The sequence below is a fragment of the Halogeometricum rufum genome (assembly GCF_900112175.1).
Classification (GTDB): Archaea; Halobacteriota; Halobacteria; order Halobacteriales; family Haloferacaceae; genus Halogeometricum; species Halogeometricum rufum.
The window spans coordinates 815,347-832,015 of record NZ_FOYT01000002.1; the positions used below are offsets into that span (position 1 = coordinate 815,347).

A 16,669-nucleotide genomic window follows, 5' to 3' on the forward strand; every position below is an offset into this window, starting at 1 on the left:
AACCGTCGCGGTGCCCTTATTCGTCGATGGAGACGGTCCCCAGCGGACCGGCCATACGGGGGTTGACGCTGGAGATGGTGTGCGCGCGGAACCCCTTCACGGAGTCGCGCACGCCGAAGCTGTTCTTGAGGTTGTACGCGGGCAGGTGCGGGCGGTCTTCGAGGATGGTGGTGATGGCGTCGGTGTAGAGCTGTTTGCGCTCCTCCTGGTCGGGCGACTCCCGGGCCTGCTTCAGTTGCGACATCACCTCGTCGTTGCTGTAGTAGCAGCCGTTCGTCTCGCCCTCCGTCTCCTCGTGGAACATGTACCAGAGGTAGCCGTCGGGGTCCACCTCGTCCACCCAGCCGAGGGTGTACATGTTGTAGTCGTTCTCGTTGCCGGTCGAGTACTTGTCGAGGAACGCGCCCCAGTCGAGACGCTGGACCGTCGCGTTCGAGTAGCCCAGCGACTGCAGGGCGTTCGAGACGGTGATACCGATCTGTTCGCGCTTGTCGTCCGGCGGGACGATTATCTTCCAGCTGTAGTCCTTGGGGACGCCCGCCTCTTCGAGCAACTGCCGCGCCTTCTCGGCGTCCTTCTCGTGCGGAATCTGCGACCACTCCTCGCCGGGGAAGCCCCACGAGTCGATGAGCGACTGCGGGAGCGGACTCGTCATCCGCTGGCCGGCGGGTTCGACGTAGTTCGACACCGCCTGGTCCATCGAGATGGCGTAGTCGATGGCCTCTCGGACCTTCTTGTCCGTCGTCGGTCCCTCGTTGCAGTTGAACGAGAGGTAGTAGTAGCCGAGTCCGGGCTGTTCTTGGATGTTCGCCCCGGAGATGCCCTCGACCGTCGAGTAGAGCTTCGGCGGCACCGTCTGGACGACGTGGTTCTCCTCGTTGCGGAGCGTCGTCACGCGCGTCGTCGGTTCGGTGATGGGCGTGAACTCCAGCGTCTGCACCTCGGGCATCGGTTCGCCCCAGTAGTCCTCGTGGCGTTCGAGGCGGACGTAGTCGCCCTCCTGCCAGTCGGCGAACTCGAACGGCCCGCTGCCGAGGGGGTCCGAGGTGTTGAACGCCTGTTTGTTCTCCTCGCGGTACGCCTTCGGGACGGGCGTCCACGCGAGTTTGTGTCGGAACGGCCCGAACGGGTACTTCAGGTCGAACTGGACCGTCCGCTCGTCCACGACGGTGATGGAGTCTATCATCGTGAACTCGGACCCGTTCTCCGTCTCCTCGCGCATCGGGGCGAGGAAGGAGTACTTCACGTCCTCGGCGGTGATTGGGTCGCCGTTGTGGAACGTGGCGCCGTCCTTCAGCGAGACGACGTACCGCGTCCCCTCCTTGCTCACTTCCGGTTCGCCGTCGGCGATTTCGGGCGTCAGCGAGGTGCCCTCCTCGTAGGTGTACAGCGAGTCGAAGATGCGCTCGACGACCTGCAGCGACGGGATGTCGTTGGCCTTCAGCGGGTCGAAGTCCAGCGGCGACTTCGTCTGGGCGAAGTAGAACGTCCCGCCCCCCGACTCGGCCGTCTCCGTGGCCGACTCCGTCTCGGTCCCAGTCGCGGCCGACCCCTCGGTGGTCGCCGCGTCGGTCGCTTCGTCCCCGCCACCGCCCGAACAGCCGGCGAGTCCCGTTACCCCGGCGGCACCGAGAGCTTGCAGGACACGACGTCTGGACGGACTGTTGTCTTCTCCGTTCATTTTCGTCCAACGTACCCAACACAGCCCCTAATGAGTGGCGGTTGGTCACATAACTCTCCGGCATCTACGATGCGCGTCCAGACACCGGCCGGCGGCGAAGCGAAACCATCATTGGAGACAGTGAATAATCGGGAGACGCGCGGGGGTGGCTGAGCCAGGCCAAAGGCGGCGGACTTAAGATCCGCTCTCGTAGGAGTTCATGGGTTCGAATCCCATCCCCCGCACTCTCCTGCGCGAACGAAGTGAGCGCGGAGCGGCGTCGGTGGGACTCGAATCAGGGAGTGACGCGAGCGATAGCGACCGAGACGACCCGTCGTCCGACTCCCGTCTCCCGTACACTCTCTCCGACCGACGTACCCGGTTCAGATTTCCGCTACCCGCGCGGTTCGACGCCGACAGTCGCGCGTTCGTCGCCGCCGCGCCAGTGCATGACGAAGTCGAACGACAGGTCCTCGTCCGGCGCCGGCACCGTCGGCGTGTACGAGTGCGTCCACGTCGCCGACTCGCCGGCCGCCGCGTCGATGGAGACGGCTTCGACGGGCGCGTACGCTATCTCCGGGCCGGTGCGGTTGAGGCCGGCGACGAACGTGCCGTCGGCGTCGCCGACGTTCTCGACGGTCAGCGTCAGCGTCGCTTCGGACCCGGTGGTGACGGACGCGGGTGCGGCGAACTCACGCACCGCGAACGTCGTCGGCGGGCGGCGCAGTCGCCGCAGGGCGTCCTCGGGGAGCGACCGTTCGCCGTCCGGCCAGCGGAGGGCGACGGAGTCGGCGGCCAGCGGGTTCGGGACTCGAAAGAGGAGGAAGCCGCCCGTCTCGGGTTCGTAGGGGTCGCCGTGTCCCCAGAGCATCCCGTAGGCGGTCACCTGACGGGCCGCCGTCGGCGCGTACGTCGTCTCCTCGGTCGCGAGTTCGAACGCCGCGCGGTCGAACGGGAGGCGGCCGCGGGAGCCGACGCCGGCGACGACGAACTGGTCGTCTCGGTCGCCGTCGGTGCCGATGGAGTCCGGCGAGTTCAGGGCGACGAGCGAGGGCGTGACGGTCACCTCACGGATTCGCACGTCGGCCGTCGGTCCGGTCGCCGTCGGTGCCGTTGTCGCCGGTGTCGTCGCCGTCCGACGACTCGTCTCGGTGGCCGACTCGGGTGACGCCGCGTCCCCTGCGGGCGGTCCGGCGACGCACCCGGCGAGGAACGGGAGGGAACCCCCGGCGAGGCGGAGCACGTCTCGTCTGGAGGGCATGCGGTCGATTGCTCGTCAGTCTCGGCATAAGCTTTCGGCCGCCGACGCGGTTATCTCGCTCAGCGTCCAAGGTTCCGGGATGACGACGCGACGTTCCTCACCGCACCGTTACTCCGACGGGCAGGGTTTCGGCGACCCGTACGAGAGGTTCGACCTCGGGCCGGACCGTCTGGACCCCGCCTTCGAGGGGCCGATAGCCGACGTGGACCCGGCGGACGACTACGTCCTCGCGGACGTGGTCGAGGAGGGGGCGGTTCGACCCGCGGACGTGGAGGTATCAGCGCTGATAGACGTGGGGGTGGAGTACGTCGCCATCGAACAGTACGAACAGGCCATCGACTCGTTCGCGCGGGCGGCCCACTACGCCCCCGAGGACTCCGCGGCGGCGCAGGAGGCGTGGGTGAACCGGGGCATCGCGCACGGCGAACTCGGCGAGTGGGACGAGGCGGCGGGCGCACACCGCGAAGCCCTGCGCATCGACGCCGACGACGCGTTGTCGGCGGCGGCGGAGACGAACCTCGCGGCGGCCCTCTGGGAGGCGGGCGAGAGCACGAGTCCGCTCGAGCACGCCGAGGCGGCCGTCGAACGCGACCCGCGACTCCCCGAGGCGTGGTACAACCGCGGGTACTTCCTGAACGAACGCGGCCAACACGCCGAGGCGCTACGGTGTCTCGACGTGGCCCTCTCGCTGGGTCTGCGGACGGCGTGGGTCCACGACGAACGGGTCCGGGCGCTGGCGGCACTCGGCGAGTACGAACGGGCCGCCGCCGTCGAGGAACGGGCGACGCGGCGTCGCGACGCGGAATCCGTGCGAGACGTTCGCGAGTGACGCGTCGCCCGCAACTTATACGAGGCTGGCTAATTATATCTCATTACACGCCATGTCAGTGATGCCCGCCGACGAACCCACGCGGTTCGACTACCTCCTCGGAGCGATGGGAGCGAGTCTCTTCTGCGCCGCGCTGTTGGGTGCGCTCTCCGCCGTTCCGATCTACTTGGCCGCCAGCGTCGGGTCGCTCATCGCGGCGGGCGTCGGCATCGGTGGGACGCTCGGCGAGTACGAGTGAGTCGCCTCCTCTCGGCGCGCCCTCCCGAGTACCTATTTTGATAATTGGTAGCAATCACTAAATAGGGTACCAGATACGTTCACGTCGATGAGAAGACTGGACGTTCTTCCAGCGTTCTTTCGGCGGAGTTACTTCCGGAAGTACGTGTTGGTGCTCGCCGTCCTCGTCGCGTCGATGGTCGGCGTCGGCCTGTACACCCAACAGGTGGTCGGCGACGAACTGACGGGGGAGAAGCACGCCGAACTACAGACCATCGCGGAGCTAGAGGCCGCGAACCTCGACGAGTGGGTGGCCACGAACCGACAGCGGGCGCGGATGCTGTCGGAGCACCGCGGGTTGCAGGCCGACGACCCCGACAGCGTGGACCGGACGCTCCTCCGCGAACACGGCCGGTTGCCGAACGACGTGTACGCGGTTCACTACGTCGACCTGGAGACGGGGGACATCGTCCGCAGCACGGCCGGTCAGATGGAGACCAAGTCGCTCGACGACGTGGACCTCAGCTGGCAGCGTGGCGAACTGGCGTTCACCCAGTCGACGGACGTGGCCGTGAGCGAGGTGTACCGAAACGGCGGACTGCAACTGGTCGCCTTCGCCAGCCCGATTCCGGGGACGGACCGCGCGGTGATGCTGGTCACCGACGCGACGCAGCACGCGAAGTCGTTCCGGCGACCGGTCGAGGGGTCGCACACGCAGGTCGTCCGCGAGGACGGCACCGTCCTGTTCGACCGCTACGGCAAGAACGTCCTGACGACGTACCGCGACGGCGACGCCGCGCCCGGACTGGACGCCGCGGCGGCGGCCGAGGGCGGCGGCGTCGTCGAACGCGCCGCGGACGCGAGCGTCGTCGCCTACGCGCCGGTCACGGGCACCGACTGGGTCGTCCTCGTCCAGGCGCCGCGCGAGAACGTGTTCGCCCTCCTCACGGAGGTCCGAAACGACCTGTTCATCCTCATCGGGACGGCCGTCGCCGGGTTCGTCGTGATGGGACTGACGCTGGGCCGGAGTACGGTCGTCTCCCTGCGTCGCCTCCGCACGCGGGCGGAACGACTCGCCGACGGCGACATGGATGTCGACCTCTCGTCGAGTCGGATAGACGAGTTCGGCGCGCTGTCGGACGCGTTCGCCGAGATGCGGGACGCGCTTCGAGAGCGCATCGAGCAGTCCGAGGCGACGGCCGCGTCTCTCGAACGCGCCGCCGACGACTACGGCGAGACGATGGACGAGGCCGCCGCGGGCGACCTGACGGTCCGGATGGACCCCGACGCCGCGGGCGACGCCGAGTCGATGGCCGAAGTCGGCCGCCGCTTCAACCGCATGATGGACGAGTGGGAGGAGACGGTGGCCGAGGTGGGCGCGTTCGCCGACCGGGCCGCCGCCGCGTCCGAACGGGTCGGCGCCGGCACCGACGAGGTGTCGGCCGCCAGCCAGCAGGTGAGTCGGTCGACGCAGGAGATAACGGCGGGCGTCGCGGACCAACTCGACACCCTGCAGGCGGTGTCCGACCAGACGGCCGACCTGTCGGCGACGGTCGAGGAGATAGCCGCGCAGGCGGACGAACTCGCGACGCTGTCGAAGCAGGCGGCGACGCGCGGCGACGAGGGGCGCGAGGCGGCGACGGCGGTCGGTCGGGAGATGGACGAGATAGCGGACCAGGCCGAAGCGGTCACGGCGCGCGTGTCCCGACTGGACGAGGAGGTGGCCGACATCGCGTCGGTCGTCGACCTCATCGACGACATCGCCGAGCAGACGAACATCCTCGCGCTGAACGCCTCCATCGAGGCGTCGCGGGCGGGCGAGGCCGGCGAGGGGTTCGCCGTCGTCGCCGACGAGGTGAAGCAACTCGCCGAGGAGACGGCTGCGGCCACCGACGACATCGCCGACTCCATCGCGTCGGTCCGCGAGGCGACGACCGAGGCGGTCGAGGAGATGGAGGAGATGCAGTCGTCCGTCGAGGACGGGTCCGAGACCATCGACGACGGCGTCGACGCCATCCGCGAGGCGGTGGACATCGTCGAGGAGGTGGACCACGGCGTCCACTCCATCGACGAGGCGACCGACTCGCAGGCCTCGGCGACGCAGGAGGCCGCAGACCGCGTGGACGAGGCGGCGAGCATCGCGGCGCAGACGCACGACGAGGCCGAACAGGTCGCCGCCGCGGCGCAGCAACAGACGGCCTCGCTCGAAACCGTCGCCGACGAGGTGGACGAGTTGGCCGACCAGACGGGGGACCTCGCCGCACGCGTCGAGACGTTCGACGTGAGGGAAGACGCGCGGACCCGCGGGGACGCCGACGAGACGCCGGTCGCGACCGGCGATGGGGCCGACCCGGTGGACGGCGAGGACGCGGAGAGCGGAGAGAGCGACGAAAAGCCGGACGAGGAGGCCGACGACGGCGACGAGAGAGCGGACGCCGACCGGACCGACGGCGACGACGAGAGAACGGACGCCGACCGGACCGACGACGGCGACGCGGACGGAGTGACGGCCGCCGCGACAGAGGCCGGGCGAGCGGACTCGGACCGGCACGAGTGACCCGCCGCGGGCCGTCGCTTCGCCCGCGACGGCGCGAGAGCGTCGCCACTCGAACTCGGCGTAGTGGACGAATCAAATGAATCGACCGACCGGTTCGGTGGTCGGCGCCGTCGCTCGAACGTGCGAATCAGTGGGAAAAGGTAGCGCCCGTTCGGGAACAGCCCGAACGGACGCTGCCGCCCTGAATTGGTCCCCGCTGACGCTTCGGCCCTCCAAAGCGAAGCGTCACATGTTCCGATGGCTGGCAGACACTTAAACGTGCCGCACGCCAGGAAAATCTCCGGTTGTGTGCCGTCGTGACGAAACCGCACGCGGCCGGGCGGAGACGCGACGCGAGGGGCTTTTGTCCCGTCGTCACCTGTCTGTAAGCGATGAGCGACGTACCGGACCGGGCACGGCGTGCCTTCCGCGACCACGATTCCTTCGAGCAGGTGGACGAGACGACGTACGAGTGGACGGCGACGGCGTTCGACGGCCGCGTGACCGCCGGCGCGGACGGCGGCGAAATCGCGTTCGCGGTGACCGTCCGCGTCCCGATGCTGGACGCCGCCGTCGAGGACGACGTCGCCCCTGTCGTCGAGGACGGCTGGTACGAGACGTTCGAGTTGCGCGTCGAGGACGTCGGCGGGGTCACCAAGAAAGAGCACGACTTCGACGTGGACGTGTCCCGCGAGGGGTCGACGGCGGTGGTCAGCACGTCCTTCACCGACATCGACGAACGGCGCGGCGTCGCGGACGCCGGCGCGGTCATCGACTACGTCGAGGGGACGTACGTGCAGGGAATCATCCCCGGCTACGAGTACACGGAGCCGGTTTCGGGCCTCGTCCAGCGCGCGACGGACGCGGCCAACAGCGACGGCGCACCGCTCTGAGAGCGTCCCGACGTCGAAATGGGGCGGCGCGGCGTCTCAGTCCATCGCGATGTACGTCTGCGTGTCCTCGATGCCGTCCATCTCGTGGATGGACGCCGCGATGTCCTTGACGTCGCCCGGACCGTCGACGTTCGCCTTGACGATGAAGTCCACGTCGCCGGCGACGATGCTGACGGTCTCGACGCCGGCGTCGAGGTCGAGCATCGACTGCTTCAGTCGGTCCACGTCGCCCGTCGACGCCTTCACCATCACGTAGGCGGTGACCATCTCAGGCACCCCCCGCGGCGGTGGCGACGTCCTCGCCGACGACGAGTTGCCGCACCTCGTTGAGCACGTCGAAGTCCGCGAGGATGGCGAGTCTGTCGCCCGTCTCGAGGGAGTCGTCGCCCATCGGGATGCCCATCTTCTCGTCGGCCTTCCCGAACGCGAGGATGCGAGCGTGCGCCGGGAGCGCCACCTCCTCGATGGAGTAGCCGCGCATCGGCGACTCGTCGGAGACGGTCATGAGGACCACCTGGAGGTTCTGCGCGATGTCGGCGATGGCGCGAATCGACCCCCCGAGGAGGGCGTTCTTCGCGCCGATAGCGCCGAGGCGTTCGGGGTAGACAACCTCGTCCACCTCCTCGGCGTACTTCCGGTACACCTCCTCGCGGTAGTCCTCGTCCACGCGAAGCACCGTCCGCAGACCGTGATGCTTGGCGATGGAACAGGCGGCGAAGTTGACGTTCAGGTCGCTCGTGAGTGCGCCGAGGGCGTCCGCGTCCGCGACGCCCGCCCGGTCGAGGACCACCTCTCTGGAGCCGTCGCCTTCGACCACCTCGAACTCCGCCTCGCGGGCGCGTTCGATTCGGTCGGCGTCCACCTCGACGAGTGTCACCTCGTGCCCTTCCTCGCGGAGGACGCGGGCCGTTCTGAGTCCGACACGACCTGCACCAATGATAACGAACCGCATGGAGAATACCTACACCGCCTGAGATGAATAAGCTTCCCCCGACGGCCGGCGCAAACGCTATGTCGCGCGGCGTGCACCTGTGTAGCATGGTCCACGCCTTCATCATGGTCAAGACCGGGGCCGGCGAATCAGAGCGGCTCCTCGCGCCGATTCGAGAACTGGAGACGGTGACGGAGGCGCACATCGTGGCGGGCGCGTACGACATCATCGCCGAAGTCGACACCGACGAGGTGTACGAGGTGCTCCAGACGGCGTCGAGCAAGGTGCAGGGGTTGCAGGGCGTCACGGACACGAAGACGTACATCACGATGGACGACTGAGTGCGGCGAGGCGCGAGGGGCGACGGCCGAAGGTGAGCGGAACGGTCAAGTGTCGCTCGGGGATACTGTGTCGCGTGCCAACGGTCCCCCGTGACCTCCGAACGTCGCTGAAGACCGAAGCCTGGACGTCCCTGCTCGCCGCCGCCGTGTTCGCCTCCCTCGGTGGCTTCTCGACGGTACTGCTTCAGGCGTCCCCGTGGACGGTTCTGGGAGCGGCGCTCGTTCCGATTCCGGTCGGCGCGTTCTTCGCGCTGGGGAAGAGTTCTCCGCGCGTCGCGGAAGCGCTGACGCACCGCGGATTCCGCTTCGCGTTCACGCTCTCGGTCACGCTGTCGCTGGTGTGGCTGGCGACCGGAGGGTCGCCCGGCGTCCGCCTCGGCGTCGTCTCGTTCCTCGGAGGGGTCGCCGCCGGCAACTGGTACCTCCACTCCGTGGCGGGCATCGAGTACGCCGGCGACGAGGGCAGCGTCCTGCCACCCTGATTCGCGTCGGGCCGGTGGGCTGCGACCGCTCCGCGCGCCGACCCCCCGACGCTCAGTACTCCAGTTCGTTCGGGTCGTGCCGGGTGAGGAAGTCGCGCATCTCCTCGCGTTGCTCCACGAGGGCCGGCGACAGCGTCTCGTAGGCGTGCTCGAACGCGTCGTCGGGGTCGGCCGGCGGCAGGTCCTCGACCCACTCGACGGCGTCTTTCAGTTCGGCCTCCGCGTTCTCGCGCACCGTCTCGACGAACGCGTCGTCTATCACCCCGCGGTCGCGCAGGAACTCCTCGTAGCGGTCGAGCGGGTCGCGGACGCGCCACTCGGGCAGGTCCGGGTCGTCGTCGCGGTAAGCGCTCGGGTCGTCCGCGGTGGTGTGAGCCCCCTGACGGTACGTCAGGCTCTCCACGAGGACCGGACTCCCCTCGCGGGCGTCGGCGAGGGCCTCGGTGACCGTCTCGCGGACCGCGAGGGGGTCGTTGCCGTCCACCTGCACGCCCTCGAAGCCGTACGCCTCGGCCTTGACGGCGATGGAGTCGCTGGCGGTCTGTCGCTCCCGCGGCATCGAGATGGCCCACGCGTTGTTCTCGCAGAAGAACACCACCGGCGCGTCGAACACGCCGGCGAAGTTCAGCCCCTCGTGGAAGTCGCCCTCGGAGGTGGCGCCGTCGCCGAAGCAGACCAGAATCGCGTGGTCCTCCTCGGTGTAGTTCGCCGCCATCCCGGCGCCCGTCGCCAGCGGAATCTGCGTGGCGATGGGCACCGCCTGCGGGAAGACGGGGACGTCGTGGTCCGAGAGGTACTCCGGGCGGCCGCGGCGGAACGCGAGGATGTCGCTCATCGGGACGCCGCGAGCGATCTGGAGCGCGTTCGACCGGTAGGTGGGAAACAGCACGTCGTCGTCGCGCATCGCGTGGGCCGCGCCGACCTGCGAGGCCTCCTGTCCGGTGAAGGGCGGATAGCCGCTCATCCACCCCCGCCGTTGGAGCGCGAGTGCGCGTTCGTCGAACCGCCGCGTCCGAACCATGTCGCGGAAGGCCGCACGCGCGTCTTGCTCGTCCAGCCACGAGTCGTCGAGGGACCGCTCACCGATGAGTCGGTGCATGTCGGCTTCACACCGTGACTCGTGATAAACGTCCCCGGTTCACGCGCGTCACCGGCACGAACCGGTCTCGGCCCCACAGGAACCTGCTACCGCCGGTTTAACGGCCCACGTAGTCCGGAACGGTGCACTCTACTTATATCGGGACAGTCAGTAAATAGAGTATGTTCGAGGTGCGGGCCGAACTCGTCGTGACCGTTCTCCTGTGGGTCTCCCTCGGGTTCTACGGGTTCTCGGCGCTCTGGTGGCTGTTCGAGACGACGGTGCTGTCGCGAGGGTGGCGGACCGACGACAGACTCGTCTGGGGACCCGAGGACGTGCAGGTGCGGATACTCACCGTCGACGCCGAGGACGTGGTGCAGGCGACGGTGGACGCCATCCCCGAGGAGATACCCGACGTCCACGTCGTCGCCGAGCGACCGATGACCGTCGCGGGCGCGACGGTGCACGTCGTCCCGTCGGCGTTCACCTGCGAGGCGACGAACAAGGGACGCGCCGTCGAGTGGGCCCGACGACACGTGGCGTGTGACCGCGAGTACGTCCTCTACCTCGACGAAGACACGCTGATGACCGGGTTCGACGGCGTTCCGGACGCAGACGTGGTGCAGTTCTCCGAACTCCCGATGTTCACGGGGTCGAGGCTCGCCTACCTCTGTGAGGTGTTCCGGATGGGCTACCAGTACGAACAGCGCGGGTTCCACCGACTCCGCTACCCCCTGTACGCGTGGGGCGGGGCCGTCGCGGTCCGGCGGTCGGTCGAGGCGCGCGTGACGTGGGACGCGAAGACGCTGACGGAGGACACCAACTTCGTCTGGCGGGCGGCGCGGGACGTCCGCGCGACGTACGCCCTCGTGGACGCGAAGTTCCGGAATCAGGCGCCGCCGTCGGTTCGCGCGCTGATACGCCAGCGCCGGCGGTGGATTTCGGGGTCCATCGACGACGACAGTCACCTGGCGTGGCGCTACCGTCCGCTGTACGCGACGCGCATCGTCGCGTGGGCGTTCTCGCCGCTGGTGCCGTTGCTGGTCGTGGCCGCCTACGTCCACCCCGGAACCGCGCCGAACTTCGCGCTGTACGCCGGGATAGCGACCGGGTTCGGCCTCCTGCTCTACGTCTACACCGCGCTCGGAGCGGTATCGTACGGCAAGTCGCTCCCTCTCGCTCTCCTGTACGTGGCGCTCACGCCGGTGGCCGTCGTCGTCCACGCCGCCGGCGCGATGTGGGGCGTCCTCTCGCCGGTGCGGACGTTCGAGGTGACCGAGAAGGTGGTTCCCGAGCGACTGGTCGACGCCCACCCCGAGATGGAACCGGGCGACCTGACCGACGAGGACGGCAGGCGGTCGGTGGACCAGACGGCCGACTGAGCGTCGAACGCACCCGAGCATGTAAAGTCGTCGGGCGCCCTACGTCGGGTATGGTCTCGGTCCTCGACCTCGTGCTGTTCGGTGTGGTCGTCGCGGGGCACACCCTCATCGCGGCGGTGATGACCCGATTCTTCCGCATCCGGCTGAAGACGCAGTGGGGGTACGTCGTCTACTCCCTGCTGCTCATCCCCGTCGTCCTCCTCGTGACGACGCTGGTGTTCTTCGGCCTCCTCCCCATCGGCGGCAGTCTCAACCTCGACACGCCGGCGTTGCTCGCGGCGTCCATCGGGATGCCGCTGGCGCTCGGGTTCACCGTCGACACGCTGTACGTCCCGCCGCCGGAGGAGTACGACCTGCCCGAAGCGCGGAACTAGGAACGACCGCGGCGGAGCGCGAAACTGGGAACGACTCGTTCGAAGCGCGGCCCCGAGCGCTACCGCCGTTCGTGTTCGGCGACGAGTCGCTCGACGCTACGTTCGACCATCTCGATTACGTCCTCTGGGGGTTGGCTGGCGTCGACGCGGACGAACCGCTCGGGTTCGGCGTCGATGAGGCGTTCGTAGTTCTGCCGCACCGACTCCAGATACGAGGCGCGCTCGAACTTGTTCGTCGCGCCGGCGCGCGCGGCGGCCGTCTCGGGGTCCACGTCGAGGTAGATGGTCGCGTCCGGCGGCCGGGAGAAGGCGGCGTGGATGCCGCGGATGTAGTCCAGCGGTCGGCGGAGGTCCGACTCTTCGAGCGTCGCGGCCTGATAGGCGAACCGGGAGTCCGAGTAGCGGTCGGAGACGACGAGTTCGCCGTCGGCGAGTGCCGGGCGGACCACGCGCGAGAGGTGGTCGGCGTGGTCGGCGGTGAACAGGAACAGTTCCGCGAGCGAGTCGGCGTCCTCGTCGGCCATCGACCGGGACACGGCGTCGCCGTACCACGACTCGGTGGGTTCGCGCGTGAACACCGCGTCGGGGTGGGCGTCGTGCAACGCCTCCCACGCCGTGGTCTTTCCGCTGCCGTCTAACCCCTCAAGCGTGATGAGCATGGTTCGAGGTGGACGGTCGGGGGAGTAAAACCGCTCGGGTCGCCGCCGCCCCGGACCGCGTCGGGTCGGCGGTGGTTCGAGGGTCGAATTCGCCCACAAATCGCGAGACGACGGCACCCAACGGGGGTACATTTACGTCGATTCCGCGACAACTGTAGGTGATGAAAGTTCTCGTGGTCGGCGGAAGCGGTTTCGTGGGAACGAACCTGTGCCGTGAACTGAAAGCGCGGGGCCACGAGGTGACGGCCCTCTCGCGGAGTCCGAGTAGCGAGGCGTTGCCGAAGGGCGTGAACAAGACGATGGGCAACGTCACGGTGTACGACTCCATCAAGAACGCCTTCGAGGGGATTGACGCCGTCTACAATCTCGTCGCACTGTCGCCGCTTTTCAAACCGAGCGGGGGCAAGGAGATGCACGACAAGATTCACCGACAGGGCACCGAGAACGTCGTGCGCGCCGCCGAGAAACACGAGGTGGACCGGTTCGTCCAGATGAGCGCTCTCGGGGCGGACGAGGACGGCCCCACCGCCTACATCCGAGCGAAGGGCGAAGCCGAGCAGATAGTCACCGAATCGGTCCTCGACTGGACCATCTTCCGCCCGTCGGTCATCTTCGGCGAGGGCGGCGAGTTCGTCAAGTTCACGAAACTGCTCGCGCCGCCGTACGTCAGCGCACTCCCCGGCGGCGGAAAGACGCGGTTCCAACCGATTCACGTCGACGACGTGGTCCGGATGATGGCCGACGCTATCGAAGACGAGAAACACGTCGGCCAGACGTACGAGATCGGCGGCCCGGACAAACTCACTCTCGCGGAGATAGCGAAACTGATACACGAGTCCAACGGGCGGTCCACCACCGTGGTCCCGGTTCCGATGGGTCTCGCCAAGGTGGGACTCGCCGTCGGGGGCGCGATTCCCGGGTTCCCGATGGGTTCGGACCAGTACCGGTCGCTGAAGTTCGACAACGTCACCGACGACAACGACATCGGAGCGTTCGACTACGGTACGGGTGAACTGACCACGCTGCGGGCGTACCTCAACGACTAGGGCGACGAGTAGAATAAGAAAAAATTGCCGCATCACGTCCGTTATCGACCGCAAAATATTATATAAAAAGAGATATTCTCTATAGTGAGAATTACCCGGTTTCGTATAACGGGTGATTAACGTCTGCCCCACGTCTGTCGATTTCGAGGATTATTGTATCATTTTCCAGATGTTTCCCCATCACAAAGTTTATGTTCGCATTCGTGCTGGCATATAGTCAATGGCGAGGGGACCGAACAAACGATGAAACTCGCAATGATCGGATTCGGGCAAGCCGGGGGAAAGATAGTCGACAAATTCGTCGAGTACGACCAGCGACACGGTTCGGGTATCGTCCGGGCCGCCGTCGCAGTCAACTCCGCGAAGGCCGACCTGATGGGCCTAGAGCACATCCCGCAGGACCAACGGGTCCTCATCGGGCAGTCGCGTGTGAAGGGTCACGGGGTCGGTGCCGACAACGAACTCGGCGCTGAAATCGCCGAGGAGGACATCGACGAGGTGCAGGGTGCCATCGACAGCATCCCCGTCCACGAGGTGGACGCGTTCCTCGTCGTCTCCGGACTCGGCGGCGGCACCGGCAGCGGTGGCGCGCCCGTATTAGCGAAACACTTGAAACGAATCTACACAGAGCCAGTCTACGGACTCGGCGTCCTGCCGGGCGGTGACGAGGGCGGTATCTACACCCTCAACGCCGCGCGGTCGTTCCAGACGTTCGTCCGCGAGGTTGACAACCTCATGGTGTTCGACAACGACGCCTGGCGCAAGACCGGTGAGTCCGTCCAGGGGGGGTACGACGAGATAAACGAGGAGATAGTCACTCGCTTCGGCGTCCTGTTCGGCGCGGGCGAAGTCGAACACGGCGGCGAAGTCGCAGAGAGCGTCGTCGACTCCTCGGAGATAATCAACACGCTCGCCGGCGGCGGCGTCTCCACCGTCGGGTACGCCTCCGAGACGGTCGAGGAGAAGAACTCCAGCGGCGGACTCCTCTCCCGCATCACCGGCGGCGACGGCGACGAGCAGATAGACACCGCCCACACGACCAACCGCATCACGTCGCTGGTCCGGAAGGCCGCACTCGGCCGCCTCACGCTCCCGTGCGAGATAGAGGGCACCGAGCGCGCGTTGCTCGTCCTCGCCGGTCCGCCGGAGCATCTCAACCGGAAAGGAATAGAGCGCGGCCGGAAGTGGATCGAGGAGCAGACCGGCAGCATGGAGGTCCGCGGCGGCGACTACCCCATCCGCAACTCGGGGAAAGTCGCGTCGGTCATCCTGCTCTCGGGCGTCACCAACGTGCCCCGCATCAAGGAGTTGCAGCAGGTGGCCATCGAAGCGCAGGAGAACATCGACGAGATTCGGCAGGAGAGCGACGAGAACTTGGAAAATCTGGTCAACGATGACGAAGACGAGTTGGAATCGCTTTTCTAAGCTCGCGCTCGCCTGTCTCGTCGCCCTGACGGCCCTCGCGGCACCCGTCGCCGCCGTGTCGGTCGCCGAGGACGACGTGCCCAGCGAAGCGCAGGTCGATTCGAAGGTCACCACGACGGTGACGCTGAACGAACTGTACCAGAACCCGCAGTTGGAGTCGTGGACGCTCGCCGGGTCGACCGAGTTGACGGACGTGACGTGGACCGTCACCTACTACGACCAGACGGGTGCCAAGGTGAACCAGCAGTCGTTCGACGGCCAGAACTTCAGCGGCGCGTCCATCGACGCCGGTGACGGCACCAGCGAGGTCGAGGTGCGCGTCTCCGGCACCGCGCCGAGCGTCGAGTCGTACGTGTACGACCCGGCGCAGTCGTTCACCGTCATGAGCCTCCAGCAGACGCGCGAAGGCGGCTCCTCGAACGACATCGGGTCGTGGACGACGCAGCACTTCACCGAGGAGAGTCAGAGCGCCCGGTCGGCGCTCGACGAGTCGCAGGCGGCCGTCCAGAGCGCCGGGTCCGACCAGGCCGAATCGACGTTCGACAACGCCGTCAGCGCGTTCGAGAACGGGAACTTCGAACTCGCGACCGAGCTGGCGAATCAGGCGCAGAGCGAGGCCCAACAGGCCCAGCAGTCGAGCCAGACGCAGCAACTGCTCGTGTACGCCGCCGGCGGACTCGTCGCCCTGGCCGTCGTGGTCGGTGGCGTCTTCTACTGGCGCTCCCAGCAGGACAGCTACGACAAACTGGGCTGAGCCGCACCGTTCTTCTTTGCGGACCACGCCGGTATCGACATGCACGTCGTCGTCCCGTACACCACGCGCGAGCCGAAGAGTCGCCTCGCCGGCGTCCTCGCTCCCGACGAACGCCGCGCGTTCGCCCGCGCGATGCGCGACGACGTCGTCGCCGCCGTCCGCGCGGCGGGCGAGACGCCGACGGTCCTGACCACGGAACCGCTCGACGACGGCGTGGACGCCCCCGTCGTCGTCGACGACAGGCCGCTGACGCCCGCGGTGAACGCGATACTCGCCGAGGAGGCGGAGTCGGCGGTGGGCGTCGTCATGGCTGACCTGCCGCTCGCGACGCCGGACGCGCTCGCGCGACTGTTCGAGAGCGACGGCGACGTCGTCGTGGCACCGGGGCGCGGCGGCGGGACGAACGCGCTCGTCGTCCGCGACCCGGCGTTCCGCGTGGACTACCACGGCGCCTCCTACCGGGACCACCGGCGAATCGCGGCCGACGCCGGACTGTCCGTCGCCGTCGTCGATTCGATGCGGTTGGCGACGGACGTGGACGAACCCGCGGACCTCGCGGAGGTCCTCCTCCACGGCGAGGGGGCCGCGCGGGCGTGGCTGACGGACGCCGGCTTCGAACTCGCCGTCGCGGACGGCCGCGTCGGCGTCGCGCGCGAGTGAGCCACGCCAGTAGGACTATACGTTTCAGCGACGAAGTCTCACGATGCGCGACGCGCCGGGTGTGCCGGGCGCGAGCGGGCGTTTCACCGTCCGCACCGTACCGCACGCAGTAGCGCGTCGCGCAGTCCCCGCGCGGAGACGT

At 67.7% G+C, this 16,669-nt stretch carries 18 protein-coding genes and 1 tRNA gene; 13 read left to right on the top strand and 6 right to left on the bottom strand.

Going from position 1 to position 16,669, the window contains the following annotated elements; all coding sequences use genetic code 11:
- Nucleotides 1-16: 16 nt before the first annotated feature.
- Nucleotides 17-1,681 (bottom strand): ABC transporter substrate-binding protein, encoded by a 1,665-nt coding sequence (locus BM310_RS13885; protein WP_089808677.1) that lies wholly within the window; start codon nucleotides 1,679-1,681, stop codon nucleotides 17-19.
- 139 nt (nucleotides 1,682-1,820) lie between these two features.
- Here BM310_RS13885 and BM310_RS13890 point away from each other — a divergent pair.
- Nucleotides 1,821-1,905: transfer RNA gene (locus tag BM310_RS13890), tRNA-Leu, on the top strand.
- A gap of 149 nt (nucleotides 1,906-2,054) precedes the next feature.
- On the opposite strand, the gene BM310_RS13895 is transcribed toward BM310_RS13890, so the two are convergent.
- Nucleotides 2,055-2,921 carry a hypothetical protein gene (locus BM310_RS13895; protein ID WP_089808679.1) on the bottom strand — a complete coding sequence of 289 codons (867 nt, stop codon included), beginning with the start codon at nucleotides 2,919-2,921 and terminating at the stop codon, nucleotides 2,055-2,057.
- 79 nt (nucleotides 2,922-3,000) lie between these two features.
- On the opposite strand from BM310_RS13895, the gene BM310_RS13900 reads away from it, so the two are divergent.
- The 4 genes from BM310_RS13900 (at nucleotide 3,001) to BM310_RS13910 (ending at nucleotide 7,395) form a co-directional block, all read left to right on the top strand.
- Nucleotides 3,001-3,750, top strand: a complete 750-nt coding sequence (locus tag BM310_RS13900; RefSeq protein WP_089808681.1) for a tetratricopeptide repeat protein — start codon at nucleotides 3,001-3,003, stop codon at nucleotides 3,748-3,750.
- A 61-nt stretch (nucleotides 3,751-3,811) separates the two neighbouring features.
- On the top strand, nucleotides 3,812-3,988 hold the full coding sequence (locus tag BM310_RS21025) for a hypothetical protein (RefSeq protein ID WP_177232629.1): 177 nt from the start codon (nucleotides 3,812-3,814) through the stop codon (nucleotides 3,986-3,988).
- A gap of 87 nt (nucleotides 3,989-4,075) precedes the next feature.
- Nucleotides 4,076-6,523: a methyl-accepting chemotaxis protein gene (locus tag BM310_RS13905; protein ID WP_089808683.1), complete on the top strand. Its 2,448-nt coding sequence runs from the start codon at nucleotides 4,076-4,078 to the stop codon at nucleotides 6,521-6,523.
- 371 nt (nucleotides 6,524-6,894) lie between these two features.
- Nucleotides 6,895-7,395: a DUF5813 family protein gene (locus BM310_RS13910; protein ID WP_089808685.1), complete on the top strand. Its 501-nt coding sequence runs from the start codon at nucleotides 6,895-6,897 to the stop codon at nucleotides 7,393-7,395.
- A gap of 36 nt (nucleotides 7,396-7,431) precedes the next feature.
- Here the strand turns inward: BM310_RS13910 and BM310_RS13915 are convergent, their stop codons facing one another.
- Nucleotides 7,432-7,662: an Lrp/AsnC ligand binding domain-containing protein gene (locus BM310_RS13915; protein ID WP_089808688.1), complete on the bottom strand. Its 231-nt coding sequence runs from the start codon at nucleotides 7,660-7,662 to the stop codon at nucleotides 7,432-7,434.
- Nucleotide 7,663: 1 nt separating this feature from the next.
- A complete protein-coding gene (locus BM310_RS13920; protein ID WP_089808691.1) occupies nucleotides 7,664-8,347 on the bottom strand; it encodes a potassium channel family protein in 684 nt (227 codons plus the stop codon).
- Between the two features lie 86 nt (nucleotides 8,348-8,433).
- Between BM310_RS13920 and BM310_RS13925 the strand changes: the two genes are divergently transcribed.
- Both BM310_RS13925 and BM310_RS13930 read left to right on the top strand, forming a co-directional pair.
- A complete protein-coding gene (locus BM310_RS13925) occupies nucleotides 8,434-8,667 on the top strand; it encodes an Lrp/AsnC ligand binding domain-containing protein (protein ID WP_089808693.1) in 234 nt (77 codons plus the stop codon).
- Between the two features lie 74 nt (nucleotides 8,668-8,741).
- Nucleotides 8,742-9,149 (top strand): hypothetical protein, encoded by a 408-nt coding sequence (locus tag BM310_RS13930; protein WP_089808695.1) that lies wholly within the window; start codon nucleotides 8,742-8,744, stop codon nucleotides 9,147-9,149.
- A gap of 52 nt (nucleotides 9,150-9,201) precedes the next feature.
- On the opposite strand, the gene BM310_RS13935 is transcribed toward BM310_RS13930, so the two are convergent.
- The gene (locus tag BM310_RS13935; RefSeq protein WP_089808698.1) at nucleotides 9,202-10,248 is read right to left on the bottom strand and encodes a thiamine pyrophosphate-dependent dehydrogenase E1 component subunit alpha; all 1,047 of its coding nucleotides are present in this window, start codon (nucleotides 10,246-10,248) and stop codon (nucleotides 9,202-9,204) included.
- 161 nt (nucleotides 10,249-10,409) lie between these two features.
- Between BM310_RS13935 and BM310_RS13940 the strand changes: the two genes are divergently transcribed.
- On the top strand, nucleotides 10,410-11,609 hold the full coding sequence (locus BM310_RS13940) for a glycosyltransferase (RefSeq protein ID WP_089808700.1): 1,200 nt from the start codon (nucleotides 10,410-10,412) through the stop codon (nucleotides 11,607-11,609).
- Nucleotides 11,610-11,659: 50 nt separating this feature from the next.
- The gene (locus BM310_RS13945) at nucleotides 11,660-11,983 is read left to right on the top strand and encodes a hypothetical protein (RefSeq protein ID WP_089808702.1); all 324 of its coding nucleotides are present in this window, start codon (nucleotides 11,660-11,662) and stop codon (nucleotides 11,981-11,983) included.
- A gap of 59 nt (nucleotides 11,984-12,042) precedes the next feature.
- Here the strand turns inward: BM310_RS13945 and tmk are convergent, their stop codons facing one another.
- Complete coding sequence (gene tmk / locus BM310_RS13950; protein WP_089808703.1) at nucleotides 12,043-12,642, bottom strand: dTMP kinase; 600 nt, start codon at nucleotides 12,640-12,642, stop codon at nucleotides 12,043-12,045.
- Nucleotides 12,643-12,803: 161 nt separating this feature from the next.
- Here tmk and BM310_RS13955 point away from each other — a divergent pair, with 161 nt between their 5' ends.
- The 4 genes from BM310_RS13955 to cofC all read left to right on the top strand — a co-directional run bounded on the left by BM310_RS13955 (nucleotide 12,804) and on the right by cofC (nucleotide 16,527).
- Nucleotides 12,804-13,688 (top strand): complex I NDUFA9 subunit family protein, encoded by an 885-nt coding sequence (locus tag BM310_RS13955; RefSeq protein WP_089808705.1) that lies wholly within the window; start codon nucleotides 12,804-12,806, stop codon nucleotides 13,686-13,688.
- Between the two features lie 243 nt (nucleotides 13,689-13,931).
- A complete protein-coding gene (locus tag BM310_RS13960) occupies nucleotides 13,932-15,113 on the top strand; it encodes a tubulin/FtsZ family protein (RefSeq protein ID WP_177232630.1) in 1,182 nt (393 codons plus the stop codon).
- Complete coding sequence (locus BM310_RS13965; RefSeq protein WP_089808707.1) at nucleotides 15,082-15,867, top strand: hypothetical protein; 786 nt, start codon at nucleotides 15,082-15,084, stop codon at nucleotides 15,865-15,867. The genes BM310_RS13960 and BM310_RS13965 overlap by 32 nt, the downstream gene beginning before the upstream one ends.
- A 39-nt stretch (nucleotides 15,868-15,906) precedes the next feature.
- Nucleotides 15,907-16,527 (top strand): 2-phospho-L-lactate guanylyltransferase, encoded by a 621-nt coding sequence (cofC, locus tag BM310_RS13970; protein ID WP_089808709.1) that lies wholly within the window; start codon nucleotides 15,907-15,909, stop codon nucleotides 16,525-16,527.
- Nucleotides 16,528-16,669 lie beyond the last annotated feature (142 nt).